The following is an 11,917-nucleotide window of genomic DNA, read 5'->3' on the forward strand; positions in this document are numbered from 1 at the left end:
GTCTCCTCCCTCCTGTTCAGACGTTTGCTGCTGCTCGTATCTTGCCTGGACGGCAGACTGCGGTGGATCCGCCTCCCGTGGATCCGCCGCCGCGCCCGGTTCTCAGACGGCCTGTTTCAGCGCGGCCTTTTCGGCGCGCAGTTCCTCGATCGAGCGCACGCTTCGCCGCGCGGCACCGGCCCATTCCCGCGTCTTGACCGTGGATTTCGACAGCCTCTCCTTGGCTGCCGGAACCGCATGGGCATATTGCGGCAGCCATTGCGCCTGGGCGACGACCATTTCGTCGACCATCTGCCAGACCTCCTCCGGCGTCGACACCGCGCCGACCAGCGGGTCATGCAGCACGGCAAGCTTCAGAAGATCGATGTCGCCAGATATCGCCGCGTGGACCGACATGCGCTGGACGTTGATCGAGGCCATGCAAGTAGCGGCACAGGCTTCCGGCAACGTGATGCCGGCGGCCATGTTGATGCCGAAACGATCGACGAAACCGGGTGACTCGATGATGGCGTCGCGTGGCAGATTGGTGATCACGCCGTCATTCCTGACGTTGAAGTGGCCACGATAGACGCGGTTGGTTTCCAGCGCCTCCAATATGTGGCTCGCATGCTCGTTCGAGCGCCTTGACGCGTCGATCGGTTTCGACGCCGCTTCGAGGAATTGCGGATATTCGGTCTCGAACCAGTTGCGGGTTTCCGTGGAATAGCGGAGGTAGCCGCCGGTCTCGCCATGGATCCAGTCGGACATGTCGATCCAGCGCGTGATCTCGTCGGGGCGCTTGCGGTACCAAGGCAGATATTCGGAGAGATGGCCGTTGCTTTCGGTCGAATAGACGCCGAAGCGCTTGAGCACATCGATGCGCAGCTTTTCCTGCTGGGAATAGACCGGATGTGCCTCGAAGGCGGCAATTAGCTCATCCCTATCAATCTTGCGGCCGTTCAGCCGCAAATCGATGAACCAGGTCTGGTGGTTGATGCCGGAACAGACATAGTCGAGTTCCCGCGGCGATTTCGCGCCCAGCACCTCGGCGATCTGTTCGGCTCCGTGCTGGACGCCATGGCAGAGACCGACCGTGTCGACCTTGCCGTATTCGATCGCCGCCCAGGTGTTCATCGCCATCGGGTTGGCATAGTTGAGGAATTTGGCGTTGGTATCGGCGACTTCGCGGATGTCCTTGCAGAAATCCAGGATCACCGGAATGTTGCGCTGACCGTAGAGAATACCGCCGGCGCAGATCGTGTCGCCGACGCATTGGTCGATGCCGTATCTCAAGGGAATGCGGATATCATCGGCATAAGCTTCGAGGCCGCCGACCCGCACGCAGCTTATGATGTAGCGCGCGCCCTCGAGCGCCTTGCGGCGGTCGGTCGTCGCGGTCACCCTCGTTGGCAGATTGTTCGCCTCGACGATCCTGTCGAGGATCGCCTTGATCATCGCGAGATTGTGCTCGCTGATGTCGGTCAGCGCGAATTCGATGTCCTTGAATTCCGGCACGCACAATATGTCGGTGAACAGCTTCTTCGTGAAACCGACGCTGCCGGCGCCGATAATAGCGATTTTGAAACTCATCACCTTCACCTCGGTCCAATCGAATGCTAGGCAAGGAGCAGCAAGGGAAGAAAGATGGCCACACGCCTTTGGGCGCATGCCATTCAAGCCGGAATCCGGCTTTTCTCTCCTCCCGCCCGCTCCTCGTTCGCAGGCTATTCGCGTTCTTCGAGGCGCGATTATGCGCTTATTCGCGGGCGCGGCCAGAGAAGGATTATGCTTTCAGGGGTAATTTTGTGCTGCGGGATTTAATCGCCAACGGAGAGTCAATGCGGACCGTCTCGCTGCCGCGCGGCCGCCAGCGCCTGCATGCCATGCCGACGAGCACGGGCTATGAGGTGCGCGAGGACGTGACCTATGACTGGGACGGGCGAAAGCGCGGTCAGACACCGTTCACCGTCCTGCAGCATACGATCGGCGGTACCGGCCGGTTGCGCTACGAAAACCGCGATTACCGCCTGCAGACGAACGACACGCTGCTGGTGCTGGTGCCGCACAACCACCGCTACTGGCTGGCCAGGGGCGAGCGCTGGGAATATTTCTGGATCTCGATGAACGGCGAGGAGGCGTTGCGCGTCCACAAGTCGATCCTCGACGTGTCGGGACCGGTCTTTCGGCTGCAGCCGGCGACGATCGATCATCTTGCCGATTGCAGTCTGCGTCTTATCAAAGGGGCCGCTTCTCCAGGCGCTGCTTCGGCGATCGCCTACGAGGCGGCGATGGCGCTCTACGACGATGTGTTCGGCTCGCACGCCTTTGCCGAAAAACAGAGTGCCATGCAGCCGGTCATCGATCATATCAACGCCAATCTCGACAAAGCCCTGCCGGTGGCGGACCTTGTCCAGATCAGCGGACTGAGCCGGGCTCATTTCTCACGCTGCTTCGCCGAGAGCGAAGGCCTGCCGCCCGCCGAGTTCGTGCTGCAGCAGCGGCTGCAGCGGGCGGCGAAATTGCTGACCAAGGCCGATTTCCTGCCGGTGAAGGAAGTGGCCATCCTGTGCGGGTTCGAGGATGCGAATTATTTTTCGAAGGTTTTTCGCCGCCTCTACGGCACGACGCCCAGCCAGTTCCGCACCACCGGCATGTATGCCAGCTTGCGAACGCCGGCCAGGCGCGGCGCCAGGGTGTCGGACGACGAGACCTGATGCCGCTTGAGACCTAATCAGGCCGCGTGCAGGCTGCCCCCGTCCAGCCACTCGAGTTCGGCTGGCGAAAGCGCGATGTCCAGCGCCCGCAGGCTGTCGTCCAGTTCGCCCAGCGTGCGCGGCCCGATCAACGGGACCGATGGGAAAGGCTGGTTGAGGACATAGGCCAGCGCAATATGGATCGGGCTCTTGCGCAGCCTGGCGGCGAGTTCGATCGCCCGGTCGCGGCGGCCGAAATTGCGCTCTGAGTACCAGACCCGCACCAGTTCCTCGCTGTCCAGCCTGTCGCGCCCGGCGCGGTCGGTGAAGAAGCCGCGTCCCTGGCTCGACCAGGCGAAATTCGGCATCTGCCTGGATGTCAGCCAGGCTTTCCAGTCGTCGGTGGAGGAGGTGATGCAGCCGGCCCAGATCGGCTCCAGCATTTCGGCCAGCGAAAAATTGTTGGAGAGCGCGCCGGGCTTCTGCTTGCCAGTGCGCTCGGCATAGGCAATGGCCTCGTCCATGCGCTGCATCGTCCAGTTGGAGCCGCCGAAGGGACCGCGAATACGCCCGGCCTTGACCTCCGCGTCCATGGCGTCGACGAACTCGCCGACCGGCACGTCCGGATTGTCGCGATGCATGAAATAGATGTCGACATGGTCGGTCTGCAGACGGTCGAGCGACTGGGCAAGCTGCTTTGCGATCACGTCGGGATAGCAGAGCGGCGAGTGCGCGCCTTTGGCGATGATCACCGACTGCTCGCGCACGCCACGGTTTCTCAGCCATTGGCCGAGCAGCGTCTCGGTGTAGCCGCCGCCATAGACGTAGCCGGTGTCGAACAGATTGCCGCCAGCCTCGAAAAAGGCATCGAGCAGGATCGACCCGGAGGAGAAGGTGCGGAAATCCTCGAAGCCGAGCGCCACCACGGAGGTCGGTTTCGGCAGGCCCGGAATGGTGCGCTTGCCTATCGCGGTGCCGCCGGGCCGCAGAGGTCGGCCGGAGATGGTGTTGGTGCGCAGCGAGGCCTTCTCGATCTCGTACTCCAGCCCCACCGCCGCGCGCCATCTGTCTAGCACGCGCAAGGTGCCGAGGCTGTCGGCCCAGCCCATCCCCGGCCAGGCGAATTCCTGTCGCCCGGCGCGGATCGCCTCGCCGGCGGCATCGACCTCGAAGGAATAGACATGGCGCTTCTCGTTGACGCTGATGGTCTCTTGCGCGCCGTCGGCGCCGATCACGTCGATCCGGCCGAGGCCGACATCGCGGTCGCCGCCGGCGAACCAGAAGTCCGGCACCTCGATGCGGCCCTTGGTGCCGAAGATGCGCAGGACGTTGTCCTGGTTCAGCGAGATACTGCAGGAAACCTCGGCGACGATGCCACCGGGGAAATGCAGGACAGCGGAGGCCCATTCGTCGACGCCGGACTGGCCAAGGTGGGCGCCGCCCACCACCTTGTCGGGTTCGGCGAATGGCTTTCCCGCGGCAGCGCCGGCAATGAGGCGCACCATCGACACGGGATAGCCGCCGACGTCGAGGATGCCGCCGCCGGCGAGGTCGTTGGCATAGAGCCGGTGCTCCGGCATGAAATCAGGCATGGCGAAGCCGAAGCTCGACTTGATCATCCTGATCTCGCCGATGACGCCGGACTTGACCAGGCCTACCAGCTGCAGCGTCTGCGGATGCAGCCGGTACATGAAGGCTTCGCCTAGAAAGGTGCCAGCCTTGCGCGCCGCATGCATCATGGCGTCGGCCTCGAAGGCGGTCAGCCCGAGCGGCTTTTCGCAAAGCACATGTTTTCCGGCTTCCGCCGCCCGGATCGCCCATTGCGCGTGGCCGGGATGCGGCACCGCGATATAGATCGCGTCGATCTCCGGATCGGCGAGAAGAGCGTCGTAACCGTCGAGGATGCGGGTGCCGGGAAAGCTCTCGGCCAGACCCGGCTTGCCGGGGTTGCGCGCGCCGATGGCGACCAGTTTCCCGGTGCGGGAACCGGCGACGCCGCCGGCAAAGGCCTTGGCGATGCCGCCCGGCCCAAGAATCCCCCAGCGAATGGGCGTTGATGCAGTCATGTCATTCTCCTTGCGGGCTTGGAAAGGGGCGGCCGGTCAGCGCAGCCGCAGCCCCTTTTCGTCGAACAGGTAGGATTTGCGGATGGAAACGGTGACCTCCGAGGTGTCGGGAATCTTTGCCGCGTCGCGCTGAATCACCATATCCTCGCCATGGGCCGTTCGGGCATAGAGGAAGCTCGTGCCCCCCAAATGCTCGACCACGTCGATGGCGGCGGTCAGGTCGGCGTCGCCTTCACCGGCGCTGCCAAAATGTTCCGGCCGCACGCCGACGATGACTTTGCTACCCAGTTCGGGCCCTGCGCATTTCAACGGTTGCGTGATGCGGGTCTTCTCCTCGCCGGCCAGCTCGACCACGACCCCTTTTTCATCACGCCCGACAATATGGGCCTTGATGAAATTCATCTTCGGCGAACCGACAAAGCCGGCCACGAACATATTGTCGGGATTGTCATAGAGTTCCAGCGGCCGGCCGATCTGCTCGATATGGCCGGCGCGCAGCACGACGATCCGGTCGGCCAGCGTCATCGCCTCGGTCTGGTCGTGGGTGACATAGACCATGGTGGCGCCGAGTTCCTTGTGCAGCCTTGAAATCTCGACCCGCATCTGGACACGCAGTTCGGCATCGAGATTGGAGAGCGGCTCGTCGAACAGGAACACTTGCGGCTCGCGCACGATGGCGCGGCCGATGGCGACACGCTGGCGCTGGCCACCGGAAAGTTTCTTCGGACGGCGGTCCATCAATTCGCTGATGCGCAGGATCTCGGCCGCGCGCTTCACCCGCCGCTCGGTGTCGGCCTTGGGGTTGCCGGTCATGCGCAGCCCGAAGGAGAGATTCTGCTCGACGCTCATATGCGGATAGAGCGCGTAGGACTGGAACACCATGGCGATGCCGCGGTCGGCGGGCTCGACATCGTTGACCACCTTGCCGCCGATGGCGATCTCGCCGCCGCTGATGTCCTCCAGCCCGGCGATCATCCTGAGCAGCGTTGACTTGCCGCAGCCCGACGGGCCGACGAAGACGACGAACTCGCCATCGGCGATGTCGATGTTGGCACCGTGGACGACTTCGAACGCGCCGAAGCGCTTGGCGACATTGGTGAGCGTGACGGTTGCCATTCTGCCCCTTACTTGACCGCGCCGGCGGCGATGCCGGCGATGAAATGACGCTGCAGGAGCACGAAGACGATGAGCATCGGCACGGTCAGCATGACCGCGCCCGCCATGATGCCGCCCCACGACACTTTGGTCAGGCCGATCAGCGTGCCAAGCGCCACGGGTGCTGTCATCGAACCCGGCTGGCTGTTGATCAGAAGTGGCCACAGATAATTATTCCAGGAGGCGAGGAACAGGATGATGCAGAGCGCCGCCAGCATCGGCCGCGCCAGCGGCAAGGCGATGAAGACGAAGATCCGCCACTCCTTGACGCCCTCGACGCGGGCCGCATCGAACAGATCGTCCGGCATCATCGAAAAACTCTGGCGCATGAACAGCACGCCCAGCGAATTGAACAGCGGCGGCACGATCAGCGCCACCCAGGTGTTGGCAAGCTTGAAGTCGCGCGCCACCATGATGAATTGCGGGATCAGCACCACCGCATAGGGCAGCGTGATGGTGCCCAGGATGATGGCCACGACCACGCTTTTACCGAAGAACTGGTAGCGGGCCAGCGCCCAGCCGGCCATCGAGGTCAACAGCACCGACAAGACGGTGTAGGTCACCGCCACGCAAACGGAGATGACGATGGCGCCGACGAAGTCTGTGTCGCGCTGCAGATTGTTGAAATTGTCGACGAAATTGCCGCGCGGCAACAGTTCGATGCCCGGGCTGAATATGCCGTTGTCGGGCATGGTCGAGAACACCACCATCATCCACAGCGGAAACAACCAGATCAGCGCCAGCGGCGTCAGGAACAGGTGCAGTGCGATGCTTCGTTTCAGTCTTGCCGACGAGAGCGAACTCATTTCGGTTCCCTCGTCAGCCATAGCTGCACCAGCGTGATGGCGATCGCCAGCCCGGCCATGGTGTAGGCGATGGCAGAGGCATAGCCGAAATTGAGCGAGCGGAAGCCCTGGCGGTAAAGCAGCAGACCGAGCGTCTCGGTGCCGCCGCCCGGCCCGCCACGCTCGGTGATCAGGAACGGCTCGGTGAACAATTGCATGGTGCCGATGATCGACAGCACGGCGCAGAAGACGATGACCGGCTTCAACAGCGGCAGGGTGATGTAGAAGAATTGCTTGAGCTTGCTGACCCGGTCGAGCGTCGCTGCCTCGTAGACATCCTCGGGAATGGACTGCATGCCGGCCAGCAGGATGATGGCGTTGTAGCCGGCCCAGCGCCAGGTGACCGCGATCATGATCAGCGCCATGGCCGGCGTGACATTGGAAAACCAGTCGACCTTGGGCAGGCCGATGCTGTTCAGCAGCTTGTTGACGATCCCGAAATCGAGGCTGAACATCAGCCGGAACACCGCCGAATAAGCGACCTCGCCGACCACCACGGGGGCGAAGAAGGCGAAGCGGTAGAGGCCGCGGGCCTTGAGCAGCGGCGAATTCAGAAGCACCGCCATCACCATGGCCAGCGCGATCATCACCGGAACCTGGATGACAAGGATGAGCAGCGTGTTCTTCAGCGCGTTGAAGAAGGCGGGGTCGCCGACCAGCCGGCCCCAGTTGAAGCCGGGCGCGAAGCGCCACGGCACGGTGCGCGTCGCCTGGAACGAGATCAGGAACGAGGAGATGATCGGCCACACCCAGAAGATGGCGAAGATCAGGAGATAGGGCGTAAGGAAGCGATAGGCCGTGGCATTGCGGTCGCGCATCTTTTGTCCTCCTTCATCCCTGGTGTTGAAAGCAAGCGTGCAAGCGGCGGGTCCAGGACGGCATAGCTGCCGTCCCGGACCCCGTCCTGGGAGGTCAGGACTTGACAGGCAGCCCAGTCGCCGAGGCGATCTGGCTGGCGGCATCGTCGAGTGCCGCCTTGGCGTCGGGATATCCGCCAGCGAGGTATTTGGTCTGCACGGCGCGCACGATGATCTCGGCATCGCTCTGGAACTGCGTGCCGCGGCTCGGAACGACCTTGGGCAAGGTGCCCAGAATATCCTTCCACACCGCCTGGCCGCCCCAGTAGGGCTGGCCCTGGCTGACGTAAGGGTCGTTCAGGGCCGAGACCAGTGATGGGACGAGGCCGAACTCCTTCAGCATGGTGATCTGGCCTTCATTGGTGCCGAGCGTGTATTTCAAATACTCGTACGCCGCTTCCTTGTTCTTCGACGCCGAGGTGATGGCGAGCGACGAGCCGCCGAGATTGGCGGCATGCGGCCCGTCCGCGGTCAGGCTTGGCATCAGGTAGACGCCCCATTTGCCGTTTTCGCCGGCCGATTCGGTGCGGATGGTGCCTTCGTACCAGCCGCCATAGACCTGGGTGGCGACGGTTCCGGCGGTGTTGTTGGTGATCTTGGTGCCCCAATCGGCCGACGAGACGATGCCCGCGTCCTTCATCTCCTTGACCTTGGTCATGGCGTCGACGCATTTGGGCTGGTTGACCGTGATCGACTGGCCGTCCTCGGCGAAATAGGCGCAGCCCTGTTCGTTGGAGATCATGCGGAAGAATTCACTGTCGCCGTTGAAATCGGCATTGGTCATCGAGACCCCTGGATTGGCGGCCTGGATCTTCTTGCCGGCGGCGATGAAATCGTCCCAGGTCTTGATCGATGCCGGGTCGACGCCGGCCTTTTCATAGAAGTCGCGGCGATAGAAGGCGGCGACCGGGCCGGAATCCCACGGCATGGCATAGGCCTTGTCGCCGACTTCGAGTTCGGTACGCTTGAAATCGGGGAATTTCTTCTGGTCTTCCGCCGTGTAGCCCAACGTGTGCAGGTCGACGAAACAGTCGGGGAACTGGCTCCAGTAATTCTCGGCCTCGCCGTTCTCGATGGTCACGATATCGGGCAGGCCGACGCCGCCGGCCGCGCATCCGGCGATCGACTTGTCATAGGTCGGCTGGTTGCCGAGATCCTGGACCGTGACCTTGATGTCGGGATGGACCTTGTTGAAACCGGCAACCGTTGCCTTCAGCGACGAGGCGGCGATGTTCCAGCTCCAGATGGTGATTTCGCCGGATTGCGCGAAGGCCGGGGCTGAGCCCAAGGCAAGCGCGAGCGCGGCGCAGGACAGTGTGATGCGCATTGAAATCCTCCCATTTCATTTGCTCTCTCTGCGAGCCTGGCTAGACTAGGCACCGGCAAAGGCCTGTCCCCGACAAAGGGAATACGAAATTGGCGGAAAGTAAGATGCCCGAACGGCCGTTTTACCAGCCTGGTGCCAGCAGCGTGGAAGGCCTGCCGCTGCTGTTGCAGATGTTCCACACCAATCCGCTGGTGATGCTGAAACCGCATTGGCATGCCCAGGTCGAGGTGAATTTCATCGTCCGCGGCTCCGTCCACTACCGCATGAACGAGCACGAAATCTCGCTCTCGGCCGGCGAGATGTGCCTGTTCTGGGGCGGCCTGCCGCACCAGATGGACGATTTGAGCGACGACGCCGTCTATGCCGGCGCGCACCTGCCGCTGGTGCATTTCTTCCGGCTGCACCTGCCGGCGGACATACGCCACCGGCTGATGACGGGTGCGACGCTGGTGACAAGCGCCACCGATCAATCCGACAATGACAATTTCGCCCGCTGGAACCGCTACGCCCGTTCGGGCGATCCGGCCAAGACCGAGCATGCCGTCAACGAACTCCTGCTGCGGCTGGAGCGGGTGCGGTTCGAGCCCTATCGGCTGGTGCCGGAAAACGCCGCCGGGCAGGAGGCGGGCAGTCCCTTCGACCAGCAGTCCTCACGCAATGTCGGGCGCATGTGCGATTTCATCGCCGAAAATTTCCTCTACGACATCGATTGCATGAACATAGCGGCCGCCGCCGATATCCACCCCAAATACGCCATGAGCCTGTTCAAGAAATCAACCGGCATGACGCTCAACGAATATGTCAACCTGTTGCGGCTGAGCTACGCGCAGGCGCTTCTGATGCATCAGGACGCCAATGTGCTGCGGGTCGCCATGGACTCGGGCTTCGGCTCGCTCAGCGCCTTCAACAAATCCTTCCGCAAGCTGGCCGGCATGACCCCATCCGACTTCCGCAAGGGGCTGCCAAGCGCCAGATAGGCGGGCGCACGGCATGGAAACCGGCCCATCGGGCGACATTTCTTTTCCTGCGGGAAATCCACATCTGGGCGCTGGACAGGCCGGATTCCCATGCTATAACCCACGCGCTTTCAAGGGGCGCCCACGGTGCCTTCATGAAATCCGGAGCGGGAGTTTTCGTTAGCCGGAACAGGCCCAGATAGCTCAGTTGGTAGAGCAGCGGACTGAAAATCCGCGTGTCGGTGGTTCGAATCCGCCTCTGGGCACCATCATTTTAAAAATCCAAGCGCTTATGGCGTGACCACCTGATCGCTATCATCGCATGCGCCTGTTGCAGGCGCGTTCGCGTGTCGTCGCTTAGGTTTTCTTGTCGCCATCGGGATTTGGTGCCGGTGCCTCTCGCACGTCTCGCGGTGGCGGATCGACATGCTCAGGCTCTGGCGGTGCTTCCTTGTCCGGCCGACGGACGGGTGGCTGCGGGCCGGGCTTCGGCCGTGGTTCTTGGATCTTGGCTGGCATATCCAGTTAACCGCAACCACAGGCTCTTGTTCCCTTGTGTCTTAAAGAACCGGGAGGCCGAAGCCTTCTGTCGGCTTGGTGCGGGTGCCCGCCCTGTCACAAAGATCGATGGACGGAACGACTTTGCCTTCGCCGGGCTTGTGGAGGATTCAATTTGCTTGGTGATCCCACAACCCTAGGGCAAACTCCCTGCCGGGGCTGCAGGAGGTGAAATGAGAGCACGCGCAGCAACGCTTGGGGATCTCGAGGATGTCTTCCATGGCCTGTCGAAGCGGATGTCGGACGAGTACGCGGCGGCCGGCAAGGACAGCAAGATCGCCTACGACAATCTGATGATGAATTTGAAGGAAGGCCGCGCGCACGCGCTTGTCGAGGGCGAGAAGGCCGTGGCGATCATTGCCTGGCATGAAAACAGCGACGCCGCCGATACGCTGTTCGCCGCGCGGGAGGATTTCTTCCGCGGCTCGACCGTCCGTTTCTGCAAGCGGCATATCAGGCATATCCAGGCGCTTGCCGGCAACCTTCCAATCCACTCGCGCAGTTGGCTCCAAGGGCCCGACGTCGCCAGGTGGTTCGGCATTATCGGCTATGTCGAGCGCGGCCAGGAAAACGGCGCAAAACTGTTCGAACTGCCGCCTGCGCGCTGAATAGAAATTCTACCGCACCGCGAACGCCGCCTGCACCGCCCGGTTGACCGTCACCGGCAGGATCGACATGTGGTTTTCGCCGGCATGGAGTTCGAAGCTTGCCCGCAGGCCCGGGAGCGCGTCGAGGCGTTCCGCCATCGCCCTGGCGAATCCGTCGGTAAGGATGAGCTTTTTCTGCGCCAGGCGCTTTTCCTCGTCTTCCGCGCCGACCTGGAACGGCGCCAGCTTTTCGGTCTCATACTCTCCGGCCGACAGGATTACGTCGGCTTTCAGGCCGTCGGGAACAGCGGCTTCGAACCTTTCGAGAAAGCGGTCGATAACGCGATCTTCCCAATAGATGGCAGGGCTGGCCGCAATGAAGGTGCTGAATGAGAGCGGGCGGGTGAACAGGGCGTAGAGCGCGAACAGGCCACCGAAAGAGTGGCCGTACAGTGCCTGGCGGCTCTCATCGATCCTGGTCCGGCTGGCGACCCACGGCTTCAGCTCGGCTTCGATGAAGGCCAGAAAATCCCCCGCCCCGCCGGTCCTGACTTCCGGCGTGCCCTCGTGGAAGGGCGGATAGGTCCTGCCCGGCGGGGGCCCCAGATCCCATGAGCGGCGCAGCGAGTCATAGGCGCCCTCGACGGGGTAGCCGATGGCGACGATGACGCCCCAGCCGACATTGGTGCCGGCGGGATAGAGGGCCTGCGCGCGCATCGCGTCGACCGCCGTGCCGATAACGGCGTTGCCGTCGGTCATGTAGAGCACCGGCCAGCCGGCCTCGGGCATTGGCCCCGACGGCACATGGATGAAGACCCGCCAGGGATCGCCTCCGCTTTTGCCAACGAAGTCGTGGACGGTGGTGTCGGCAATCAAGGCTGGCGTCGCCATCGG

Annotated in this window: 10 protein-coding genes and 1 tRNA gene; 4 read left to right on the forward strand and 7 right to left on the reverse strand. The window is 62.7% G+C overall.

Annotation, left to right across the window (positions count from 1 at the left end; genetic code table 11):
* Positions 1 to 102: 102 nt before the first annotated feature.
* Positions 103 to 1,569, reverse strand: a complete 1,467-nt coding sequence (locus LB555_RS15150) for an alpha-glucosidase/alpha-galactosidase (protein ID WP_140660718.1) — start codon at positions 1,567 to 1,569, stop codon at positions 103 to 105.
* 248 nt (positions 1,570 to 1,817) lie between these two features.
* Between LB555_RS15150 and LB555_RS15155 the strand changes: the two genes are divergently transcribed.
* On the forward strand, positions 1,818 to 2,693 hold the full coding sequence (locus LB555_RS15155) for an AraC family transcriptional regulator (protein ID WP_140821283.1): 876 nt from the start codon (positions 1,818 to 1,820) through the stop codon (positions 2,691 to 2,693).
* Between the two features lie 17 nt (positions 2,694 to 2,710).
* Here the strand turns inward: LB555_RS15155 and LB555_RS15160 are convergent, their stop codons facing one another.
* From LB555_RS15160 to LB555_RS15180, 5 genes are all read right to left on the reverse strand, one after another.
* The gene (locus LB555_RS15160) at positions 2,711 to 4,738 is read right to left on the reverse strand and encodes an aldo/keto reductase (RefSeq protein WP_224683173.1); all 2,028 of its coding nucleotides are present in this window, start codon (positions 4,736 to 4,738) and stop codon (positions 2,711 to 2,713) included.
* 36 nt (positions 4,739 to 4,774) lie between these two features.
* Positions 4,775 to 5,854: an ABC transporter ATP-binding protein gene (locus LB555_RS15165; protein WP_224683174.1), complete on the reverse strand. Its 1,080-nt coding sequence runs from the start codon at positions 5,852 to 5,854 to the stop codon at positions 4,775 to 4,777.
* A gap of 8 nt (positions 5,855 to 5,862) precedes the next feature.
* Entirely contained in the window at positions 5,863 to 6,699 is an 837-nt protein-coding gene (locus tag LB555_RS15170) for a carbohydrate ABC transporter permease (protein ID WP_224683175.1), read from the reverse strand.
* Positions 6,696 to 7,556: a carbohydrate ABC transporter permease gene (locus LB555_RS15175; RefSeq protein WP_224683176.1), complete on the reverse strand. Its 861-nt coding sequence runs from the start codon at positions 7,554 to 7,556 to the stop codon at positions 6,696 to 6,698. The genes LB555_RS15170 and LB555_RS15175 overlap by 4 nt, the downstream gene beginning before the upstream one ends.
* Positions 7,557 to 7,650: 94 nt before the next feature.
* Positions 7,651 to 8,922 (reverse strand): ABC transporter substrate-binding protein, encoded by a 1,272-nt coding sequence (locus tag LB555_RS15180; RefSeq protein WP_140660714.1) that lies wholly within the window; start codon positions 8,920 to 8,922, stop codon positions 7,651 to 7,653.
* Positions 8,923 to 9,026: 104 nt separating this feature from the next.
* Here LB555_RS15180 and LB555_RS15185 point away from each other — a divergent pair, with 104 nt between their 5' ends.
* The 3 genes from LB555_RS15185 to LB555_RS15195 all read left to right on the forward strand — a co-directional run bounded on the left by LB555_RS15185 (position 9,027) and on the right by LB555_RS15195 (position 11,044).
* Positions 9,027 to 9,899: a helix-turn-helix domain-containing protein gene (locus LB555_RS15185; RefSeq protein WP_140614694.1), complete on the forward strand. Its 873-nt coding sequence runs from the start codon at positions 9,027 to 9,029 to the stop codon at positions 9,897 to 9,899.
* Between the two features lie 172 nt (positions 9,900 to 10,071).
* Positions 10,072 to 10,147 (forward strand) — tRNA-Phe (locus LB555_RS15190).
* Positions 10,148 to 10,609: 462 nt separating this feature from the next.
* On the forward strand, positions 10,610 to 11,044 hold the full coding sequence (locus LB555_RS15195) for a hypothetical protein (RefSeq protein WP_015319225.1): 435 nt from the start codon (positions 10,610 to 10,612) through the stop codon (positions 11,042 to 11,044).
* Between the two features lie 9 nt (positions 11,045 to 11,053).
* Here LB555_RS15195 and LB555_RS15200 read toward each other — a convergent pair whose 3' ends face one another.
* Positions 11,054 to 11,914 (reverse strand): alpha/beta hydrolase, encoded by an 861-nt coding sequence (locus tag LB555_RS15200; protein WP_140787222.1) that lies wholly within the window; start codon positions 11,912 to 11,914, stop codon positions 11,054 to 11,056.
* Positions 11,915 to 11,917: the final 3 nt, after the last annotated feature.

The organism is Mesorhizobium sp. BR-1-1-10 (genome assembly GCF_020165595.1).
In the GTDB taxonomy this organism is placed as follows: domain Bacteria; phylum Pseudomonadota; class Alphaproteobacteria; order Rhizobiales; family Rhizobiaceae; genus Mesorhizobium; species Mesorhizobium australicum.